The sequence below is a fragment of the Stenotrophomonas sp. ZAC14A_NAIMI4_1 genome (genome assembly GCF_003086915.1).
In the GTDB taxonomy this organism is placed as follows: Bacteria; Pseudomonadota; Gammaproteobacteria; order Xanthomonadales; family Xanthomonadaceae; genus Stenotrophomonas.
The window spans coordinates 3,508,152-3,529,091 of record NZ_CP026002.1; the positions used below are offsets into that span (position 1 = coordinate 3,508,152).

21 protein-coding genes are annotated in these 20,940 nt (G+C 67.4%); 15 read left to right on the forward strand and 6 right to left on the reverse strand.

What is annotated here, in order from left to right:
- Positions 1–15: 15 nt before the first annotated feature.
- Positions 16–2,202, reverse strand: a complete 2,187-nt coding sequence (locus tag C1926_RS15945) for a hypothetical protein (RefSeq protein WP_108759877.1) — start codon at positions 2,200–2,202, stop codon at positions 16–18.
- Between the two features lie 226 nt (positions 2,203–2,428).
- Between C1926_RS15945 and C1926_RS15950 the strand changes: the two genes are divergently transcribed.
- The 8 genes from C1926_RS15950 to C1926_RS15985 are packed head-to-tail and all read left to right on the forward strand — an operon-like array spanning position 2,429 to position 8,761.
- Complete coding sequence (locus C1926_RS15950; protein WP_108759878.1) at positions 2,429–3,289, forward strand: STAS domain-containing protein; 861 nt, start codon at positions 2,429–2,431, stop codon at positions 3,287–3,289.
- A complete protein-coding gene (locus tag C1926_RS15955) occupies positions 3,289–3,651 on the forward strand; it encodes an STAS domain-containing protein (protein ID WP_108759879.1) in 363 nt (120 codons plus the stop codon). Before C1926_RS15950 ends, C1926_RS15955 begins: the two co-directional genes overlap by 1 nt.
- Positions 3,648–4,049 (forward strand): anti-sigma regulatory factor, encoded by a 402-nt coding sequence (locus C1926_RS15960; protein WP_108759880.1) that lies wholly within the window; start codon positions 3,648–3,650, stop codon positions 4,047–4,049. The genes C1926_RS15955 and C1926_RS15960 overlap by 4 nt, the downstream gene beginning before the upstream one ends.
- Positions 4,040–5,053 carry an ATP-binding protein gene (locus C1926_RS15965; protein WP_108759881.1) on the forward strand — a complete coding sequence of 338 codons (1,014 nt, stop codon included), beginning with the start codon at positions 4,040–4,042 and terminating at the stop codon, positions 5,051–5,053. Before C1926_RS15960 ends, C1926_RS15965 begins: the two co-directional genes overlap by 10 nt.
- On the forward strand, positions 5,053–5,922 hold the full coding sequence (locus C1926_RS15970; RefSeq protein ID WP_108759882.1) for an ATP-binding protein: 870 nt from the start codon (positions 5,053–5,055) through the stop codon (positions 5,920–5,922). The genes C1926_RS15965 and C1926_RS15970 overlap by 1 nt, the downstream gene beginning before the upstream one ends.
- On the forward strand, positions 5,909–7,840 hold the full coding sequence (locus C1926_RS15975; protein ID WP_108759883.1) for a response regulator: 1,932 nt from the start codon (positions 5,909–5,911) through the stop codon (positions 7,838–7,840). The genes C1926_RS15970 and C1926_RS15975 overlap by 14 nt, the downstream gene beginning before the upstream one ends.
- Before the next feature lie 22 nt (positions 7,841–7,862).
- On the forward strand, positions 7,863–8,339 hold the full coding sequence (locus C1926_RS15980; protein ID WP_108759884.1) for an AraC family transcriptional regulator: 477 nt from the start codon (positions 7,863–7,865) through the stop codon (positions 8,337–8,339).
- On the forward strand, positions 8,336–8,761 hold the full coding sequence (locus tag C1926_RS15985; protein ID WP_079221977.1) for a VOC family protein: 426 nt from the start codon (positions 8,336–8,338) through the stop codon (positions 8,759–8,761). The genes C1926_RS15980 and C1926_RS15985 overlap by 4 nt, the downstream gene beginning before the upstream one ends.
- An 81-nt stretch (positions 8,762–8,842) precedes the next feature.
- Here C1926_RS15985 and C1926_RS15990 read toward each other — a convergent pair whose 3' ends face one another.
- The gene (locus C1926_RS15990) at positions 8,843–9,121 is read right to left on the reverse strand and encodes a hypothetical protein (RefSeq protein WP_108759885.1); all 279 of its coding nucleotides are present in this window, start codon (positions 9,119–9,121) and stop codon (positions 8,843–8,845) included.
- 225 nt (positions 9,122–9,346) lie between these two features.
- Here C1926_RS15990 and C1926_RS15995 point away from each other — a divergent pair, with 225 nt between their 5' ends.
- Positions 9,347–11,581: a TonB-dependent siderophore receptor gene (locus C1926_RS15995; protein WP_254057292.1), complete on the forward strand. Its 2,235-nt coding sequence runs from the start codon at positions 9,347–9,349 to the stop codon at positions 11,579–11,581.
- 72 nt (positions 11,582–11,653) lie between these two features.
- On the opposite strand, the gene C1926_RS16000 is transcribed toward C1926_RS15995, so the two are convergent.
- Together C1926_RS16000 and C1926_RS16005 are read right to left on the reverse strand one after the other, a co-directional pair.
- On the reverse strand, positions 11,654–12,349 hold the full coding sequence (locus tag C1926_RS16000; RefSeq protein ID WP_108759886.1) for an HAD family phosphatase: 696 nt from the start codon (positions 12,347–12,349) through the stop codon (positions 11,654–11,656).
- A 39-nt stretch (positions 12,350–12,388) separates the two neighbouring features.
- Complete coding sequence (locus tag C1926_RS16005; protein WP_108759887.1) at positions 12,389–13,231, reverse strand: helix-turn-helix transcriptional regulator; 843 nt, start codon at positions 13,229–13,231, stop codon at positions 12,389–12,391.
- A gap of 102 nt (positions 13,232–13,333) precedes the next feature.
- On the opposite strand from C1926_RS16005, the gene C1926_RS16010 reads away from it, so the two are divergent.
- The 6 genes from C1926_RS16010 to C1926_RS16035 all read left to right on the forward strand — a co-directional run bounded on the left by C1926_RS16010 (position 13,334) and on the right by C1926_RS16035 (position 18,199).
- On the forward strand, positions 13,334–14,230 hold the full coding sequence (locus tag C1926_RS16010; protein ID WP_108759888.1) for an SDR family oxidoreductase: 897 nt from the start codon (positions 13,334–13,336) through the stop codon (positions 14,228–14,230).
- Between the two features lie 93 nt (positions 14,231–14,323).
- Positions 14,324–15,115: an exodeoxyribonuclease III gene (gene xth, locus C1926_RS16015; RefSeq protein WP_108760734.1), complete on the forward strand. Its 792-nt coding sequence runs from the start codon at positions 14,324–14,326 to the stop codon at positions 15,113–15,115.
- A 162-nt stretch (positions 15,116–15,277) separates the two neighbouring features.
- Positions 15,278–16,189: an acyl-CoA dehydrogenase gene (locus C1926_RS16020; protein WP_254057294.1), complete on the forward strand. Its 912-nt coding sequence runs from the start codon at positions 15,278–15,280 to the stop codon at positions 16,187–16,189.
- Positions 16,177–16,929, forward strand: coding sequence for a PIG-L family deacetylase (locus C1926_RS16025; protein WP_108760735.1), 753 nt, complete (start codon positions 16,177–16,179; stop codon positions 16,927–16,929). The genes C1926_RS16020 and C1926_RS16025 overlap by 13 nt, the downstream gene beginning before the upstream one ends.
- The gene (locus tag C1926_RS16030; protein WP_108759890.1) at positions 16,926–17,513 is read left to right on the forward strand and encodes an SAM-dependent methyltransferase; all 588 of its coding nucleotides are present in this window, start codon (positions 16,926–16,928) and stop codon (positions 17,511–17,513) included. Before C1926_RS16025 ends, C1926_RS16030 begins: the two co-directional genes overlap by 4 nt.
- Positions 17,510–18,199, forward strand: a complete 690-nt coding sequence (locus C1926_RS16035) for a glycosyltransferase (RefSeq protein WP_108759891.1) — start codon at positions 17,510–17,512, stop codon at positions 18,197–18,199. The genes C1926_RS16030 and C1926_RS16035 overlap by 4 nt, the downstream gene beginning before the upstream one ends.
- A 19-nt stretch (positions 18,200–18,218) precedes the next feature.
- Here C1926_RS16035 and C1926_RS16040 read toward each other — a convergent pair whose 3' ends face one another.
- Both C1926_RS16040 and C1926_RS16045 read right to left on the reverse strand, forming a co-directional pair.
- Complete coding sequence (locus tag C1926_RS16040; RefSeq protein ID WP_108759892.1) at positions 18,219–20,012, reverse strand: glycoside hydrolase family 15 protein; 1,794 nt, start codon at positions 20,010–20,012, stop codon at positions 18,219–18,221.
- Positions 20,013–20,032: 20 nt separating this feature from the next.
- Positions 20,033–20,929: an SDR family oxidoreductase gene (locus C1926_RS16045; RefSeq protein ID WP_108759893.1), complete on the reverse strand. Its 897-nt coding sequence runs from the start codon at positions 20,927–20,929 to the stop codon at positions 20,033–20,035.
- Positions 20,930–20,940 lie beyond the last annotated feature (11 nt).

Sequence of the window (20,940 nt, forward strand, 5' to 3'; positions counted from 1 at the left end):
CAGGCGCCGCCAGGGTCAGTCCGCGGCGCCGGGGCCGCCGTCAGCAGGGAGCAGGGCAGGGCGCGCGTCAAACCATTCACGTGCGCCCGCCAGGTGCCACTGGCGTTGCTTGCCATCCAGTTCAATGCCAGCGCCGAGCAGGCCCCAGCGCAGGTAGAGATCACCGCGCTTGTTCTGATCGAGCAGATCCAGGCGTGCACGCAGTGACAGGCGCTCGTTTTCCGCCTGCAGGCCATCCAGCACGATGTGTCCTGCCTGCCAGCGCAGGCGGGTCGAGGCATTCACCTCCCCGGCATCCAGCAGCGACAGCACCCAGCGTGGATAATCGCCGCGCTCGGCGAACACCGCCAGCAAGGGGCCGGCATCACTCATCGTCAGATCGGCGTTGGCATCGACCCGGAACGGCGCCTGGGCATCGATGCGGCCCTGCTTGAACTGCACGCGGCCCTGCCACGGAGCCTTGCGGTCCTGCTGGCCGACCTGCACGTTGCGCAGCTGCACCGAGGTGCCGGACAGGTCGAAGTAGCGCTGCTTGAAGTCGCCGCGCCGCAGGGTGGCGTCCACCTGGGCATTGCCCAGCAGGTCCAGCCCGGCCACCCGCATCCGTGCCCCGCTGCCCAGCAGCGTGGCCGTGCCGTGGCCGACGCGGCCATCGGTATCTAGCTCCACATCGCCGGTGAGTGTGCCGGTGCCGCCCAGCAGCCTCACCTGCTCCTTGCCGAGGTAGCGGTTGTAGGCGGTCAGGTCGGGAATGGTGGCGTTGTTGAAGCGCAGCCGCGCGCGCATGTCCTTGCGGAACTCGCGCAGCCGGCCATCACCACTGAGCTGCAGGGCCAGGTCGCGGCCGTCGAACAGGGTGTCCCCCTTGTCACCACCGGCGCGGGCATTGAAGCGCGGCACGCGTACATCCAGCACCGCGCGGGTGGGCGTACCGGGCTTCAGCTCGCCATGTGCGCTGGCCGTACCGGCCATGCGTACGCCTGCAACCTCGGCTACAGCTGCAGCCTCTGGAATGTCCACCGTACTGCCAGCGGCAAGCTCGCCCTGCTGCAGCTGCAGGTCGGCACGCACGGTGCCGCCGCCGTCCAGTTGCAGCCACGGCTTGCGCAGGAACAGCGCGGGTATCCAGTTGAGCGAGGTAAACGTCCACTCGCCCTGGACGCGGCCGGAGGTCCGTTCAATTAGCTGGGCGGGCTCGCGGAAGGGAATCTTCCGTCCGCTGATGCGCAGGTCGGCATCCAGCGAGGCAGCCGTGCCCTCGCGTGCCGGCAGGCGTGCCTGCAGGCGGATGTCCTGTGCGGCATCCATCTGCAGGGCCAGCGTGCCGCGATCGGGCGCGCCCGCACCGGCCTGCAGCGGCACGCGCCACACGGCACGGCTGCCCGGCTGCAGGGTGCCGCCATCGAGTGTGATGTCGGCCTGCAGCTGCCCGGTGCTGGGTGAGCTGGAGACGGCCAGCGTCCGTGCATCGGTGTCCACGCGGATGCCATGGCTGCGCGCATCCACCTTCAAGGCGCCGTGGATGATTTCGAACTTGGCGATGCCCGGTGCCTGGTCGCGGTAGTGCCAGGGGTAGCCGAAGCGGGCCTCCACCTTCATCGCGTCCAGCAGCTGCACGCCGTCGTAGCTGGCGCTGGCATCGGCGAAGGCCACCTGCGAGTCATACAGTTCAGAGGGGCCGCCGCGCAGCTGCTTGCGGAACCCTACGGTGCCGCTGCCCGTGCCGATGATGAGCAGCTTGCCGAAACGGGCGTGCTGGATGGAATCGCTATGGATGGCGTCGAAGCGCAGCGTCCACCCCTGGTTGCCGCGGGGCGGCGGTGGCACCACGTCCTCGACACGGGTGACCTCGGCCGACACCCCCGTGGCCTGCAGGCGCGGCACGCGCACTTCGCGGCGGAACAGCGGCCACAGCGCCAGCCGGGCGCTGGCACGCTCGGCATGCAGGACATACACCGTATGGTTCACGTGCCCGCGCATGTGCACGTTCCAGGCAATGACATGGCCCGGCAGCAGGGTGATTGCCGGGCCGGTGCGCATCACGAACTTCTGCGGCTTGTGGTTGGTGACCCGGTCGAACAGGGGCGTGTTGAGGAACAGGTTGCCCGCCAGCAGGTAGGCGGCGTAGACCCCGGCAATGCTCCATGCCAACACCCGCCAGGGGCGCGACCATTGCTTGAAACGTACTGGAAATGCGGGCATCCGGGCTCAAGGGCGGGTGGGGCGTGCGCCACTATCGCGAAGATGACTGCGTGGCGATGTGAACGCCTGCCGATCCTGCACGCACGCGTTGTGACCAGCCAAGCGCTCTTGATTGAGAAATTTCACGTGCCGGAAACGTCTTCACAGTGCTTAATAGGCTTCCTGACGAGTGGGGGCTCGTCCTCTGAGGACGGACCCAGCGTTTTCATCTACCTGGACCGTACCCATGGCGGCATTGCAGCAGCGCACCATCGATCTCATCCGCGAGCATCAGTCGACCCTGATCGCGCAGTGGCGGGACAACCTCAACGCCGCCGGGCAGAACGACGACAGCCGCATCGGCGCGCGCGACCTGGACATCCAGGTCAACGAATTCTGGCAACTGCTGCTGCCCGCCCTGTCGGCGGCCGATGCAGCGAACCTGCATGGCGGCGAATGGCAGGGCATCCGCCATTTCCTCGAAGATCTCTCGCGCGACCGCGCGATCAAGGGTTTCAGCTCGTCGGAGACAGCCACCTTCATCTTTTCGCTGAAGCGGCCGCTGTTCCAGCTGCTGCAGCAGCACCACAGCGGTGACCCGCAGTCGCTGGGCGAGCAGCTGTGGTCGATCTCCGAGCTGCTGGACGTACTGGGCCTGCACACGGTAAAGGCGTTCCAGCGCACCCGCGAAGATGTCATCCAGCGCCAGCAGGAAGAAATGCTGGAACTCTCCACCCCGGTGGTGAAGCTGTGGGATGGGGTGCTGGCGCTGCCGATGATCGGCACGCTGGATTCGCAGCGGACCCAGGTGGTGATGGAATCACTGCTGCAGCGGATCGTCGATACCGGCTCGGAAATCGCCATCATCGACATCACCGGCGTGCCGACCGTGGATACGCTGGTGGCACAGCACCTGCTGAAGACCGTCACCGCCATCCGCCTGATGGGTGCCGACGCCATCATCAGCGGCGTGCGTCCGCAGATCGCGCAGACCATCGTGCACCTGGGCCTGGACCTGCAGGGCATCGTGACCAAGGCCAACCTGGCCGACGCACTGGCCCTGGCGCTGAAGCGGAACGGCGTGACCGTCAGCCAGGCCAGCCGCTGATGGACCGCATCCCGATCCTGCAGATGGGCGACCTTCTGCTGGTCACCATCCAGGTGGACATGCACGACCAGCTGGCGCTGAACCTGCAGGACGACCTCAGCGAGCGCATCCGCCGCACATCCGCGCGTGGCGTGCTGATCGACATCTCCTCGCTCGACATCGTCGATTCCTTCATCGGCCGGATGATCGCCACCATTTCCGCGCTGTCGCGGGTCATGGATGCGACCACCGTCGTGGTGGGCATGCAGCCGGCCGTCGCCATTACCCTGGTCGAGCTGGGCCTGGACCTGAGCGGCGTACGCACGGCACTGAACGTGGAGCGCGGCATGAAGCTGCTGCGCCTGAGTGATAAAGCGCCATGACCGCACGCCAGGGGACCTTACCGGTGCGGGTCGAGCAGGACGTCGTGCTGGCCCGCCAGGCCGTGCGCCAGGCTGCGGTGGCCTGCGGGCTGCGCCTGATCGACCAGACCAAGCTGGTGACCGCGGCCAGTGAGCTGGCGCGCAACACGGTCATCTACGGCGGTGGCGGGCAGATGGACTGGGAACTGCTGGATGAAGGGCTGCGCCGTGGCGTGCGCCTGGTGTTCTCCGACCAGGGCCCCGGCATTGCCAACATCGAGCAGGCGTTGACCGATGGCTGGTCGTCGGGCAAGGGCATGGGCCTGGGCCTGTCCGGCTCACGGCGGCTGGTGGATGTCTTTGAACTGGACAGTGCAGCGGGCCAGGGCACGCGCATCACCATCACCAAATGGACGTGAATTTCTCCGGCCACGTCACCCGCGTCGTGGCTGTGGAGGAATCGACCCAGGTCGGGCAGGTGCGCCGTGAGGCGCTGGCCCTGGCGGCGCGGATCGGTTTCGATGAAACGGACAGCGGCCGGGTTGCGCTGGCGGCCAGCGAGCTTGCCAGCAACCTGCTGCGCCATGGCGGTGGCGGCAAGGTCCATCTTTCGGTCGTGCAGGGGCGCGACGCCCGCGGTATCGAGCTGTACACCGTGGACGCTGGTCCCGGCTTCGTGCTTTCGCAGGCGCTGGTGGAAGGCTATTCCACCGGCGGCAGCCAGGGACTTGGGCTGGGCGTGGTCAAGCGCCAAGCGGCGTTGCTGGACAGCTGGTCGGATTCGCGTGGCACGATCGTCGTCGCCCGCATCTACCCGGATCGTGCCGGCCCACGCGTTGACCTCGCCTATGGCGCCCTGCGCCTTGCCATGCGGGGCGAAGAAGCCTGCGGCGATGCCTGGCACCTGTCGGTGCGCGAAGGCCAGGCCACGCTGACCGTGATCGACGGCCTGGGCCACGGCCTGCCTGCGACCGATGCGGCGCAGGCCGGCACACGCGCGGCCGCGCAGGCGGGCGCGGAGTCACCGAAGCCGCTGATTGAAGCGTTGCACCGGGCCATGTCGGGCACCCGCGGCGGCGCCGTCGCCGTGGCGACCCTGCCGCTGGCCGGGGGCGAGCTGCAGTTTTCCGGGATCGGCAACATCAATGCCGGCATTGCCGACGCCGCGACCTACCGCGGCCTGGCCTCGATGCCCGGCATCGTCGGCGTGCAGTACCGCAAGGCACAGGCATTCAACGTTCACGCCGCGCACGGCACCCTGCTGCTGATGCACAGCGATGGGCTGCAGGGGCGCTGGCGATTGCAGGACTATCCGGGCCTGGTGCATCGCCACCCGGCCCTGGTGGTGGCCGTGCTGCAGCGTGATTTCGACCGTGGGCGTGACGATGCCAGCATCGTTGCCCTGCGCATGGGAGCGTGGTGATGGGGCAGGAACAGATGCAGGACGAAAACGCGCGCCTGGCGGCCGAGAATGCCGCGCTGCGCGCGGAGCTGGAAGAAACCAACCAGGGCGTGCTGGCGCTGTATGCCGAGCTGGACCAGCAGGCGGTGCAGCTGCGTGAGGTGTCCGATCTCAAGAGCCGGTTCCTGTCCTACATGAGCCATGAGTTCCGCACGCCGCTGGGCTCCATCCTCAGCATGACCCGGTTACTGGAGGACGGCTTCGACGGCCCGCTCAACGATGAGCAGCTGCGCCAGGTGCGCTTCGTCAGCGCATCGGCGTCGGAGCTGCGCGAGATGGTGGACGACCTGCTGGACCTGGCCAAGATCGAGGCGGGCCGCATCACGATCTCGCCGGGCTGGTTCGACCTGATGGACCTGTTCGCAGCGCTGCGCGGCATGTTCAGGCCACTGGTGGAGAGCAACCAGCGCATCGAGCTGGTGTTCGAGGACCCGCCGCCGTTGCCGATGCTCTACACCGACGACAAGAAGCTGGCGCAGATCCTGCGCAACTATATTTCCAACGCCATCAAGTTCACCCCGGAAGGGCAGGTGGTGGTGTCGGCGAGGATGGAAAGCGAGGTGGAAGTTCGCTTCACCGTGCGCGATACCGGTATCGGCATCGCGCAGGAGCTGCTGCCGGCGCTGTTCGAAGACTTCGTGCAGGTGGATTCGCCGTTGCAGAAGCGCCTGCGCGGCACCGGCCTGGGCCTGTCGCTGTGCAAGCGCTTCGCTGAACTGCTTGGTGGCCGCGTCGCGGTGGAAAGCCTGCCTGGCAGCGGCTCGGCCTTCCATGTCATCCTGCCGGTAGCACTGGACGAGGCGACGGAGAACGCCAATGCCCCACTCTGATCGTGTTCTGGTAGTGGACGACAACGCAGCCACGCGGTATTCCGTGCGGCGCGTGCTCGAACACCATGGCTACAGCGTAAGTGAAGCGGCCACCGGGCAGGAGGGGCTCGACCGGTTGGCTGACGCGGAGTTCGGCGCGGTGGTGCTGGACGTCAATCTGCCGGACATGAGCGGCTTCGACGTGGTGCGCCAGCTGCGTTCGCACCCGCGCACCCAGCTGCTGCCGGTGGTGCACGTTTCGGCCGCCTCCATCGCCACCGGTGACATGATCACCGGCCTGGACAACGGTGCCGATGCCTACCTGATCCACCCGGTGGACCCCGACGTCCTGCTGGCGACCCTGCGCAGCCTGCTGCGCGCGCGCCGGGCCGAAGAAGCATTGCGTGAGGCGGACGCGCGCTTCCAGGAGATCTTCAGCCAGGTCAATGCGCCCATCGCCGTGCTCGATGAGCAGCTGCAGGTCCGCGAGAGCAATCCCGCATTCGCACGCCTGCTCAGCGACGCCGATGCCAATGGCTCCCTGTTTGCCTTGATGGGCAGCAACAAGGAATTCGTGCTCGACCTGCAGGACGCGCTGGCCCGGCAGGAGCGATGGCAGGGTGTGCTGGCCATTGCGGGCCGCCAGGGCGTGCGCAACACGCAGTGGCGGCTGACGCCGGACCGCCGCACCGGCCATGGGCTGGTGGTGGTAGAAGATGTGACCGAGCACCACGTGCGCGCCCTTGAACAGCGCGCCGAGCTGGAAACGGCCACCTCCGAGCTGGCCCTCCAGATCGCCGAGCGCACGCGCACCGAAGGCGAGCTGCTGCAGGCACAGAAGATGGATTCGCTGGGCCAGTTGACCGGCGGCATCGCCCATGATTTCAACAACCTGCTGACCACCATCATCTCCGGCCTGGACATGATCGAGCTGGCGGTTGCCTCTTCCCGGCTGGAAAAGGTGCCCCAGTACAGCAGCATCGCAGCAGCATCGGCCCAGCGCGCCGCCGCCCTGACCCAGCGCATGCTGGCGTTCGCGCGCAAACAGCCGCTGGATTCGCGTCCCTTCGACCTGGTCGCGCGCACGCGCTCGCTGGAAGACCTGCTGCGCCGCTCGATCGGCGAGAACATCGAGCTGGAATTCGAGCTGGGCGAGGAACCGCTGGTGGCCATCGCCGATGTCAACCAGTTCGAGAACGTGGTGTTGAACCTGGTCATCAACGCACGCGACGCACTTGCGGGCCGCGGCCTGATCCGCCTGCGCGCCGAGGCCTCTGAAATCCAGCGCGAGAACGAGTTGACGCCCGGCCGCTATGTCAGCCTCAAGGTGATCGACAACGGGCCGGGCATCCCGCTGGACCTGCTGGACAAGGTCTTCGAACCCTTCTTCACCACCAAACCGCAGGGCGAGGGCACCGGACTGGGCCTGTCGATGACCTATGGTTTCGCGCGGCAGTCAGGCGGGGTGGCGCGCATCGCCAGCGAGCCGGGCGAGGGGACCGAGATCGAATTGCTGCTGCCTGCCGGTGAACCAGTGCAGAGCGATGCCAGCATCGACCAGACAGCCCCACCACGTGGCCAGTCCGAGCGCATCCTGCTGGTGGATGACACCGATTCGGTGCGGATGATGGTCGGCGAGATGCTGTCCGAGGCCGGCTACCAGGTCACGCTGGCGGCGGATGCCCGCCAGGCGCTGCGACAGCTGAGGCATGACCCCGCATTCGACCTGCTGCTGTCCGACGTCGGCCTGCCGGGCATGGACGGGCGCGAACTGGCCGATGCTGCGCGCGAGATCAATCCGGTACTGCCGGTGCTGTTCATCACCGGCTACACCGAGCGCGCCGCGGTGCGCGAGACCTTCCTCGGGACCGGCATGAGCCTGCTGCCCAAGCCGTTCAGCCTGCTGGAACTGATGGCCGCCGTGCGCGCGGCGCTGTAGCCGTATGGGCTACGCTTGACGCATGTCCCAGAGCCCTGAACTGCTGCGTCGCCTGCTGCGTGCCAAGGACCAGATCGACCGGGCCAGCCACGAAGACTGGCCGGTGCTGCGCCTCGCGGAAGTCAGCGCGGTTTCGCCGGCCCACTTTGCACGCGCGTTCAAGCAGGCCTTCGGCGTACCTCCTCACCGCTACCTGCTCAGCCGCCGCATCGAGCGCGCGGTCGCCCTGTTGCGGGAGACAGATCTTCCTGTCACCGAGATTGCTGCACTGACCGGCTGGGTCAGCCTCGGCACGTTCGGGCGCATCTTTCGCGACATTGCCGGCGACAGCCCACGGGCGGTCCGCGACCGCGAGCGCAGCAAGCTGGATGCCCGTGCGCCGATGCCGGAATGCCATGTGCGTGCCGCGCAGCGCCCCGACCTGAAGACCGCAGTTTTGGAGAAGCGACGCCGCGCCGCGCTTGTTAGCGTGAGCCCCACTACAGAGGAGGGGTTATGACCGGTACCGTGAACGTGGTGGGCCTTTATGTGCGTGACCAGGACGAAGCACTCGATTTCTACGTCAGGATCCTGGGCTTCAGGGTGCATACCGATGTCGGCAGCGGTGAGTATCGTTGGCTTACCGTGCAGGCTGCAGGTGATGAGGGCTTCCAGCTCGGGTTGTTCAAGCCAGGGCCGCCGGTGCACGACACGGCGACCGCACAGGCATTGCAGCAATTGGTCGCCAAGGGCGCGATGCCGCCCCTGGTGCTGGCTGTCGAGGATTGTCGCGCCAGCCATGCGCAACTGCTGGCCAAAGGCGTTGAATTCACCCAGGAGCCGGTCGAGCGCTACGGCGCGGTCGACGCTGGATTCCGTGATCCATCCGGCAATGGCTGGAAAATGATCGAGCGACCAGCGAAGGAGCGGGTGGCGCACTGAGATGGCGTGCGCACAGCGGCTGCGTGGATGGGGTGGCTGCGGCCACCCCGGGTGCAATGATCTGCGAAGCCGACAGGCGTCTCAGCCTGGCAGTTCGCACTGCATCTTGCCGTCCACGTAATAGGGCTTCGGTACGTTCGGGTTCTCGCTGGTCTTCTCGAAGACCACCTCGAACGAGTCCGACTTTGGCGTTCCCTTGCGGTCGGTGCAGGCGTCGCTGAGTTTCTTCTTCACTGCGTTGATGCCGGCATCGCGGTTGGCGCCGTCGGCGCTGTTGGTCAGGTTCACCGTTTCGGCCAGGGCCAGCGGGCTGATGGCCAGCAGGCTGGCGGTGACGATCAGGCTGTGCAGACGGGTCATGCAATCTCCTCGTGCGTTCCATTGCGGGCGCGCCGCAGGCGTGCGACGCGCAGACAGCATAGGCAACGCCGGTTAAGGCACCGTGCTCGGCCATCGATGCAGCGCTGCTGCGACCGATTGTCGCGCCGTTGCTAGTGGGAACCATTCGCATCTGCTATGATTTAACGCGCCCTTAACCAGCGCCGCTGCCGCCGCCCAGGCGCGCCTCCTATCAGCAGGTCCCCCATGTCCCATACCCGTTCCCTTGCCCGCGAGCCGATGCGCTCGCTGCTGTCCGTGTCCGTTGCCACGCTGCTGGCGCTGCCGATCGCCGCACAGGCCCAGTCGGCGATGCCGGACGGTGCCACGCCCACCGATCTGGATGCAGTGCACGTCAACGCCTACCGCACGATCACCCACACCTCGGGTGCAACCAAGACCGATACCCCGGTGGCGGAGATGGCCAAGTCCGTCTCGGTCATCGCCCGTGAGGAGCTGGACGCACGCGGCGTGCAGAACCTCAATGAGGCGATGCGCTACGTGGCCGGTGTCTCGCTGGAAAGCACCGGCATCGACAACCGTGTTGACGACTTCCGCATCCGCGGCTTCGATGCCGGCAGCTGGAGCAACAACGTCACCGTCGATGGCATGCGCGCCCCGCAGGGTGGGCAGTGGAACCGGACCATGGTCGACAGCTGGAACCTGGACCGCGTGGAAGTCCTCAAGGGCCCTTCGGCCGTGATGTACGGCCAGGTGGCACCGGGCGGCATGGTCAACCAGGTCAGCAAGACGCCCACCCCGGACCAGCAGCAGGTGCTGCAGCTGGGCGTGGATGGCAACGGCCAGTACAGCACCGCCTTCGACGTCGGCGCCGGCAGCGCTGACAGTCGGCATCTCGGGCGCCTGGTTGGCCTGTACCGTGACGGTGACACGCAGATCAAGCACACCGACCAGGAGCACTGGTTCCTCGCCCCCAGCTATACCTGGCAGATGGCCGAACGCACCCGCCTGACCGTGCTGGGCCTGTACCAGCGCGACGATGGCGGCTCGACCTACCAGTTCCTGCCGATGGCGGGCACCCTGGTGGCCACGCCCCATGGCCACATGAAGAACAGCACCTTCATTGGTGAGCCGACCTGGAACACCTACGACCGCACCATCTGGTCCGGTGGCTGGCTGTTCGAACACGCCTTCAACGACCATTGGACGCTGAGCCAGAGCGCGCGCCGCTTGAACGTGGAATCGACCTTCCGCAGCGTGGTGACCAATGGCGCGCTGAACGCCGATGGCCGCACGCAGAAGCGTCGTTCCACCTGGGGCGAGGGCGATTCGCGTGGCGATACCGCCGATACCAGGCTGACCGGCAAGTTCAGCACTGGCGCCGCCGAGCACACCCTGCTGCTGGGCGTGGACTGGCAGAAGGCCGACTGGACCGCCGCGCGCGGCGCGATGGGCACGGCCACCGATACGCCCACCGCCATCGACATCTTCAACCCTGTCTACAGCGGCTACATCCCGGCCACCACGTCGATCAGCTACTCCGGTGGCATCAACCGCCAGACCGGTGCCTACCTGCAGGACCAGATCGCGCTGGACAAGTGGCGCTTCACCGTCGGGGGCCGCTATGACTGGACCAAGGATGACGCCTGGACCCAGGCCTACACCGTGGCCAGCGACCGTTACGGCGCACGCACGCCGAGCCACATCAAGAACGATGCCTTCAGCGGCAACGCCGGCATCCTGTACGTGGCCGACAACGGCCTGACCCCGTATCTGAGCTATGCCGAATCCTTCCAGCCGGCCGGCAGCACGGCCACGCAGTCGTTTGAGCGCACGGCGTTCGATCCCATCACCGGCAAGCAGTGGGAAGTGGGCCTGAAGTACCAGCCCGCCAGCTTCGACGGCCTGATCACCGTGTCGGCCTACGACCTGCGCCAACAGAACGTGCTGACCGATGATCCGGACAGCAGCCACAACACCTGCGGCACCACGGGCACCAGCCAGTGCCAGGTGCAGGATGGCGAAGGCCGCGTGCGCGGTGTCGAACTGGAAGGGCGCGTCACCCCGCTGCAGGGCTTCAGCGTGATCGGCGCTGCGTCGTGGATGGAATCGGAAGTCACCCGCAGCAACAACGGCTACCGCGGCAAGGAACTGGCGATGGTGCCCGACTGGACCGCCTCGCTGTGGGGGGATTACACCTTCCAGGCCGGTGCCCTGGAGGGCCTGAGTCTGGCGGCGGGCGTGCGCTACAACGGCACGAGCTACGGTGACAGTGCCAACCTGTACCGCATTCCGTCCTACACCCTGTGGGATGCGGCCATCCGCTATGACGCCGGCCTGCATGGCGCAGTGGGCACGCTGCTGTCGTTGAACCTGAGCAACCTGGCCGACAAGCGCTTCGTGTCGACCTGCACCGGCGTGTCGTCGTGCTACTACGGCACCGGCCGCACGGTGACGGCGACGGCGCGGTTTACCTGGTGATGCGCACCTGGTGTTGAGCACCTGGTGATGCAAGGCTGCCGCCGCACCCGGAAGGGGCGGCGGCAGCGCCGATCACGCGGCTGCGTTGGCGGCGTACGCGGCCAGCACGGCCGGCAGCTCGTGCATCGACTCGAAGATCACATGGGCACCGGCTGCACGCAGGGCTTCGGGCGTGCTGTGGTACTGGCCGCCCGGGCTGTAGCCGAACACCGTGGCGCCGGCAGCAACGCCCGCGGTGGCGCCGGTCACGGTGTCTTCGATGACCGCGCAGCGGGTCGGATCGACGCCCAGCGACGCGGCGGCGGCAAGGTACACATCCGGGTGCGGCTTGGTCCGCGGCTGGTCCTGGCCACTGAAGATCTGCCCGCCGAAGGCATCGAGGATGCCGATCTTGCCCAGCTGCAGGCGCACCTTCAGCAGATCGGCGCCGGAGGCGCAGGCGATCCTGCCGCCGGTGGCCGCCTGCAGGGCACGCACGGCGGACGGCGCGCCGGGAATCTCAACCAGGTCGCGCTCCAGCGCCACGTTGCGCTGGCGGCGGAACTCGTCCAGCCACGCCTCGGTGAAGGGCTTGCCGGTGCGCTCCTCGATCAGGCCAGCCAGGCCCGCCACGGATTTGCCGAGGAAGATCTCACCGGCCTGCTGCTGGGTCAGTGGCCAGCCGCGCTCGGTCAGCATTTCCGAAAGCACGCGGGCCACCAGCGGCTCGGAATCGACGAGGACGCCATCGCAGTCAAACAGCACGGCATCGAAGGGGAAGGGGGACATCAGGAACTCCTTGCAACAACCAACGGGGGAAGCTGCCCGTCATTTTCCCACAGGCGGCGGCGGGGTGCGCCGCGCCTCGATGAACGCCGCGATCCGCTGCAGCGTGGCCGCGTTGCCGGCGGTGTAGACGATCATCGACAGGTCCGGGCGTGCCTCCACCGCGAACGTCGAAAATTCCAGCTCCAGCGGGCCCAGCTCCGGGTGCTTGAGCCGCTTGCTGCCATCGCCTTCGCTGGCCACATCGTTGCTGCGCCAGAGCGCCGCGAACTCGGGGCTGCTGGCCGAAAGCTCGGCCGCCAGCTGCGCCACCTCGGCCTCGGCACCGGCGCGGATCGCGTCGGCCCGCAGCGACGCCACCACGAAGCGGGCGACGCTGCTCCAATCCTCCTGCGCCGCGCGTACCCGGCTGTTGCTGAAGATGAAGCGCAGGATGTTGCGCTCGCTGGGCGGCACCTGCGCGTAGTCGGTCAGCAGTACCGTGGCGGCGTGGTTCCAGGCGACCACGTCCCAGGTCTGGGTACGGATCAACGCCGGGCTGTAGGGCAGGGCATCGAGCACCCGCTGCAGGCGCGGCGAGATGCTGTCACCGCTGCGGTATTTCACTTCCGGCGGGCGGCCCAGCCCCAGCATGTAGACGTGTTCGCGTTCTGCATCGGTCAGGCGCAGGGCGGAGGCGATGCGGTCCAGCACCTCGGCCGACGGCGCGCCGCCGCGGCCCTGTTCCAGCCAGGTGTACCAGGTCGGGCTGATACTGGCCCGTTGCGCCACCTCCTCGCGACGCAGGCCTGGCGTGCGTCGGCGGCCGGTGGCGAAACCGAAGCTGGCCGGATCCAGCCGTGCGCGACGGCTCTTGAGAAATTCCCCGAGCGAATGCTGGTTCATGCCGTTCCCTGCCTGTCAGTCGCTATACCTGTATAACGTCACTACTTTAACAGGATGCGCGGAGCCGGATACTGGTCCCACTTTCCAGCAGAGCAGCATCCCATGCGTGTATTCCTGACCGGCGCCACCGGCTTCATTGGCCGCCGCGTATGCGAGCAGTTGCAGGCGGCAGGCCATGAGGTCATCGGCCTGACCCGCTCGGACGCGGGCGCGGAGGCCCTGCGTGCCGCAGGCGCCCACGTGCAGCGTGGCGAGCTGGGCGACCTGGCCAGCCTGCGCGCAGGCGCGGCGGCAGCCGATGCGGTGATCCACACCGCGTTCGACCACGATTTCAGCCGCTTCGCCGCCAACTGCGAGCAGGACGCGGCCGTGATCGGCGCACTGGGCGAGGTACTGAAGGGCTCGCCGCGCCCGCTGCTGATCACCTCCGGCGTCGGCATGGGTGAGGCCGCGCCCGGCCAGCCGGCGCTGGAGACCGTGTTCAATCCTGGCCATGGCAACCCACGCATCGCCTCCGAACGCGCGGGCAACGCGTTGCTCGACGCGGGCATCGACGTGCGGGTGATGCGCCTGCCGCAGGTGCACGATGCCTTCCGCCAGGGCCTGATCAGCTACTTCATCGACAACGCGCGCAAACAGGCCGTAGCCGCTTACGTGGGCGAGGGCGGCAACCGCTGGTCTGCGGCCCATGTGGATGATGTGGCCCGTGCCTACGTCCTGGCCCTGGAGCGCGGCCGCGCTGGTGAGCGCTACCACGCCGTGGCCGAGGAGGGCATCAGTGCCCGCCGCATCGCCGAGGTGGTGGGCGCGGGGCTGGGCGTGCCGGTGCGCGGCATCGCTGCGGTAGACGCGGACGCGATGTTCGGCTGGTTCGGCCTGTTCGCCGGCATGGACCTGCCGGCATCGAGTGCACTGACGCGGCAGCGCCTTGGCTGGCAGCCGGTCGGCCCGACGCTGCTGCAGGATCTGCAGGACATGGATTACCGCGAGGGGCGCTGACTACGGATGAATGGCCCTGCACCGCGCCTGCATCTGCAGGCGCGGATACTGCAGGCCATCGATCCCCGCACGGGGTTGCCGGGGTTACCCTTCATGCCACGCCGGAAGACGCTGCGCATCGCCACCTTCAACGTCAACGGCATCGGCCCGCGCCTGCCGCATCTGCTGGCATGGCTGGATCGCGAGGCACCCGATGTGGTGGCCCTGCAGGAGTTGAAAGCCACCGATGCTGCCTTCCCGGCAGCCGAGCTGGAGCAGGCGGGCTATGGCGCGATCTGGTGCGGCGAGGCGCGCTGGAACGGCGTCGCGCTGCTGGCGCGGGATGCGATGCCGATCGAAAGCCGTCGCCGGCTGCCGGGGGATCCCAAGGACAGCCAGAGCCGCTATCTGGAAGCGGCCGTGCATGGCATCGTCGTTGGCGCGCTGTACCTGCCCAACGGCAATCCGCAGCCCGGCCCGAAGTTCGATTACAAGCTGCGCTGGATGCAGCGGCTGCTGCGCCATGCCCGCTCGCTGGTCGATCTGCCCCACCCGGCGGTGCTGATGGGCGACTTCAATGTCATCCCCACCGACCTAGACGTGTATGACCCCAAGGCCTGGAAGCGTGACGCGCTGTTCCAGCCCGACGTCCGCGAGGCATTCGAGCAGCTGCTCGCGCAGGGCTGGCGCGATGCGCTGCGCGAAGTGCACGGGGAAACCGTCATCTACACATTCTGGGATTACTTCCGCCAGCACGCCGAGCGCGACCGCGGCCTGCGCATCGATCACCTGCTGCTGAACCCGGCATTGGCGCCGCGCCTGCAGGACGCAGGCGTCGACCGCTGGGTGCGGCTGCAGGAGAAAGCCAGCGACCACGCGCCGACATGGCTCACCGTCAGCATCTGAATCCTTCATCGTGGCTGTCGGCGCAGGTCGTGAGGATGCACTGCCAAAGCATTCATCCATCGGACACGCCGGCAAGACAGCAACGTGATCGGGCAGCGCCTACGTTGCAGGTCTGTCCCTAGCGATATACACCAGATGCTTGCTCCAGTGCTGCCTCCCCCGTTGTCCAATCTCGCCCGGCAACGCCTGCTGCAGCTGCCTGATCTTCCCCTTCCAGGCCAGGGCCGCACATTGGAACGCTGGCGTGCGCTGGCTGCCCTGGGCCATGAGGATCTGTGCCTGGCCAAGGTGCTGGAGGCGCATCATGATGCAATCGCGATCCTGCATGAACTACGTGTGCCCGTTCCTGCGGAGCAACTGTTCGCGGTGTGGGCAGCTGAAGGCCCCGCCAGTACGCTACGGGCCGAGCACACTGGCCGCCTGCGCGGTGACAAGCCCTGGTGTTCCGGAAGCAACCTGGTCGACACCGCGTTGGTGACCGTGCGCGGTGAGTCGGGCGTCCAGTTGTACAAGGTGGACGCGTCGCAGTGGCACTGCATGGAGAGCGAGCCGTGGCCGGCCGCCGGCATGGCCGGGGTGCCATCGACCACGGTGCGCTTCGATGACGCTGAGGCCGAAGCGGTCGGGCCCGTCAACGGTTACCTGGAACGTCCCGGCTTCTGGCACGGTGGTGCTGGCATCGCCGCGGTGTGGTTTGGTGCGGCGACCGCGCTGGCCGAGCGCATGCAGCACGCCTGCAGTGAGGGCTTGCGTGCACGCCTGCTGGGCAAGGCTGACCTCGCGCTGGCCCCGGCGGCAGCGCTGCTGCGCGAACTGGCCCATGCCGTCGATGCTGCTCCGCAGCTAACCCATCGGGTGCAGGTGGTGCGCGTACGCAGCGTGGTCGAACGCGCTGCCACGCAGGTGCTGGACCTGGCGGGCCGCGCGCTTGGCCCGGCGCCGATGTGCATGGAAGATGCCCATGCGCGACGCTGGGCTGATCTGACCGTGTTCATGCGGCAGAGCCATGCCGACAAGGATTGGGAATGGCTGGGCGAACAATGCGCCCGGCAGGTGATGCCATGGGCGCTGTAGCCACCATCCACGGGCAGGGCTCGGAGGAGTGCGCGTGGGAGCACTGCGATTGGCTCTGGCAGCAGCCCGAGACGGCCTTGGCCGAACTCATTGGCGGAGCCGGGCGCATCGTGGTGGTCGCGCCGCATCCGGATGACGAGGTATTGGCCTGTGGCGGATTGCTGTGTGCGGCGGCAGCCATTGGCGTGCCGGTGCAGGTGGTAGCGGTGACCGACGGCGAGGCATGCTATCCGGGCGAGGCCTGGTGGACACCGCAGCGGCTGCGCCAGGCACGCCGAGAGGAACTGCGCGACGCTCTCGGTGCGCTGGCCATCGATGCTGGGGCCATCGTCCACCTCGGCATTGCCGACGGCGGGGTCAGCGATCACGAAACGGGCCTGGAAGACTGGCTGTGGCAGACGTTGCGCGAGGACGACCTGGTGTTGGCACCGTGGCGCTTTGATGGCCACCCCGACCATGAAGCAGCGGGCCGCGCTGCCTGGCGTGCCGCGCGTATGGCCGGATGCCAGCGCCTGGAATATCCGGTATGGGGCTGGCACTGGCTGGATCCCGGTTGCGCCCACATGGCTTGGGAGGCGCCACGCCTTCTAGACATCTCTGCGGTTGCCGCGCGCAAGCGTGAGGCCATCGCCCAGTTCCGCACCCAGACCGGCAATGTTCCCCGGCTGCAGGCCGAGCCCATCCTTCCGGACCACGTGCTCACCCGCTTCTACCGTACCCACGAGGTTTACTTTGCATGAGCGCCCAGCCTTACTTTGACGAAATCCACGCCAATGACGATCCCTTCGGCTACCGCACTCGCTGGTACGAAGAGCGCAAGCGCGACCTGCTGATGGCCAGTCTGACCCAGTCCACCTTCCAGCGCGGCTGGGAACTGGGCTGCTCCAACGGGGTGCTCACAGAGCGCCTGGCCGGCCGCTGTGAGCGCCTGCTGGCCACGGACATCAGCCCACGCGCCGCCTTCCAGGCGCGCCGCGGCCTCGCCCACCTGCCGCACGTGCAGGTGCACTGTGCGCAGCATCCGCAGCAATGGCCCGCTGGTCGCTTCGATCTGATCGTGTGTGGCGAAATGGGTTATTACCTGGGCCCGGAAGCGCTGGTTGAACTGCGCGATGGGCTGCATGCGGCCATGAAGGAGGATGGCCTGCTGGTGGCCTGTCACTGGCTGCCGTCATTCCCGGGCCGCGCCTGTCGCAGTGCCCTGGTGCATGAGCGGCTGGGGCATGGCCTGCAGGAGGCGTTCTGCTACCGCGACAGCGACTTCATCCTGCAGGGCTGGACCCGCGCACCGCTCTCGCTGGCCAGCAACGAGGGGCTGAGATGATCGGCGTGCTGGTGCCGGCACACAACGAGGCCGAGCACCTGGCGGCATGCCTGCGCTCGCTGGCCATCGCTGCAGCGCATCCGGGGTTGGCTGGCGAGCCGGTGCAGATCATCGTTGCGCTGGACGGCTGCACGGACGGCAGCGCCGAGGTCTGTGCGCGGATGGCGACGGAAACCCTCAGCCTGCAGGCACGGTGCGTCGGCGCTGCGCGCGCGGCCGCGGCGGGGGTGCTGGTCGAGCGTGGCGCCACCTGGCTGGCGAGCACCGACGCAGACAGCGAGGTCCCTGGCGACTGGCTGGTCGCCCAACGGGCTGCGGGGACCGACGTGTTCTGTGGCGTCGTCGATCTTGGCGAGCTGGCGCCGCAGCAGGCGTGGCTGCGCAGCTGCTTCCAGCGCAGCGAGCGCTGGGGTGAGGGGCATGGTCGCGTGCACGGGGCCAACCTCGGGGTCTCGGCCGCTGCCTATCGGCGGGCGGGCGGGTTCGCGGCGAAGCGATGCTCCGAAGATGTGGATCTGGTGCATCGATTGGAGGCGGCAGGCGCGTCGATCCGTTGGGCCAGCGCGCCAGTGGTGACCACCAGTGGCCGGTTGTCAGGCCGCGCCGTCGGTGGCTTTGCCGATCATCTGGCAAGCCTGGCTGCCGTTGAGGCGTTGCCGACTCCCCAGCTGGCCTTGGCCAGCTGAGGACTCCTTCAGCGCAGATCTAGTGGCCGTCCACCGCAAACGCGGCATGGATCAGCGCCAGATGACTCAAGCCCTGCGGCGTGTTGCCCAGTCCCTGCCCGGTGGATGGATCCCACATCTCCGGCATCAGCCCGACATCGTTGCGTACCCGCCCCAGCAATGAATGGAACAGGCGCTCGGCCTCGTCCCGCTCGTCCAGCAGGCCATACGCCTCCACCATCCAGAACGCGCAGCTGATGAAGGTGCCTTCGCAGTCCTGCATGCCGCTGTAGCGCCACAGCAGATCGCCGCTGGCATCGCACAGCTCGCGTCGCATGGCGTCACGGGTAGCGATGAAGCGTTCCCGCCGTACCTCGGCGAGGCCGAATCGCGAGGCCAGCAACAGGCTGGCATCCAACCGGTCACTGCCGGCGTGCATCACATAGGTCTGCCTGCCCTCATCCCAGCAGTGCGCATCGATCCAGTCCAGGATGCGCTCTTTCTCCCGCTGCCAGCGTGGCAGACGCGCGCGGGTGATGTGGCCCTTTTCAGCGAGCTCGCAGGCGCGTCGAAGGGCCATCCAGCATTCCACCTTGGACATGGTGTAGTGCTGCAGATCCTCCAGCTCCCAGAATCCGCAGTCCTTGCGCATCCATTGGTCGGCGCATTCGTCTGCCAGCTCGAACAACAGGCGCGCGGTAGCGGGATCCAGTATGTGTCCGGCCTCGATCATCCGGCTGGCCATCTCCAGCACATCGCCGTAGACGCAGGTCTGCAGCTGGTCGGTGGCGGTGTTGCCGACCCGCACCGGCTGGCTGCCCTGGTAGCCAGGGATGTCGATGTAGCGCTCCTGCTCCACACGTTCTCCGTGCAGGGTGTAGCACGGCGGAATACCGGGACGATGGCGACCGATGGTGGTCATCAGCCAGCTGAAGCCTGCCTTCGCGTCGGGCAGGGCGCCCACACGCAGGAACGCCTTGATGACATATGCGGCATCGCGCACCCAGGCGTATCGATAGTCCCAGTTCTTGTCGCCCCCCAGGCGTTCGGGCAGCGAGGCACTCACCGCTGCGGCGATCGCCCCGGTGGGTGCAAACCAGAGGAACTTCAACGCCAGCGCCGAGCACATGACGTCGCTGCGCTGGCGGCTCTCACAATGCAGATCGGCAACCCATTGCCGCCATTCACGGTCGGAACGGTCAATGCGGGTATCGATGTCCTGCAGGGGCGGTACCGGCAGCACCTCGTCCTGCGAGGCCAGCAGGGCGATGATCGCCCGCTCGCCTGATGCAACCCGGATGCTGCCCCTCACCTCGCGATCGTCACACTGCTCGATGCGGGTCTGCTCGGGAAAGCGCAGCATGGTCATCACCGGGCCGACGTGGTGCACGCAGCCGTTGGGCGTGTCGCTCATCCAGGGCGTGCAGCTGCCGGCGCGGGTACCGGGTAAATAGTGCAGATCGAAGGTGACCTCTCCCTCCAGTCCCTCGATACGACGCGCCAGTTCGGACCACGGCAGGCGTCCGGCCGGGCCGCTGTTCAGCGATTCGGTCACCCGCGCAAGGCCGGAAGCGGTGCGGATCGCGGTTTCCAGTACATTGCTGTCTGGCCGATAGCGGCGGGAGACGTTCTCGATGTTGCGCGCCTGCAGCACGAAACGGCCGCCGTCCGCCGCATCCAGCAAGCGGTCAAACAGAGGTGGTGCATCCAAGCAGGGTGCGCACCACCAGTCGATGCTGCCATCGGGCGCGATCAGTGCGGCAGACCGCCCGTCACCGATGGCCGCGTATGCGTTGATCGGCGCGTGACCCTCAGGGTCACGCGCGATGCTCACTCCTTCAACTACGTCCTGGGTCACGGCAGCAGCATGCCGCCAGTGGCGCCGATCACCTCACCGGTGATGTAGCTCGATTCCTGGGTGGCCAGCAGCACATAGGCCGACGCCATCTCCACCGGCTGGCCCGCGCGCTTCAACGGTGTCTGCGAACCGAAATCGGGAATCGCCTCCGGCGGCTGGCCACCTGCGGGCTGCAGCGGCGTCCAGATCGGGCCCGGCGCAACCGCATTCACGCGGATGCCACGCTCGGCCACCTGCTGCGCCAGCGACTTGGTGAAGTTGACGATGGCGGCCTTGGTGGGCGCGTAATCGAGCAGGTTCGGCGAGGGCTGGTAGGCCTGGATGGAAGCGGTGTTGATGATCGTCGCGCCGGCCGGCAGATGGGGCAGGGCGGCCTTGCAGACCCAGAACAGCGCGTGCACATTGGTGCGGAAGGTCGCCTCGAACTGCTCGGTGTCCAGATCCTCGATCTTCTCCACGGCCAACTGCTTGCCAGCGATGTTGGCCAGCACATCCAGTCCGCCCAGCCCGTCCACGGCCTGCTTCACCAGGTCCCGGCAGAACACCTCGTCCTGCAGATCGCCGGGCAGGGCAATGGCCTTGCGGCCTTCCGCTTCGATCAGGGCGACGACTTCCGCCGCGTCCTTCTCTTCCTCGGGCAGATAGTTGAGCGCGACATCCGCGCCTTCCCGCGCGAAGGCGATGGCCACCGCGCGGCCGATCCCGGAGTCAGCGCCGGTGATCAGCGCTTTGCGCCCTTTCATCCGCCCCAGGCCGACGTAGCTCTTCTCGCCGTGATCTGCCTTGGGATTCAATTCGTGCACCGTACCCGGTGGCGTCTGCACCTGGGCCGGGTAGGTCGGTTGCGGGAATTGGGTGAGGGGGTTCTGCATGTCGTACTGGTTGCGGCTCATGGGGTTTCCTT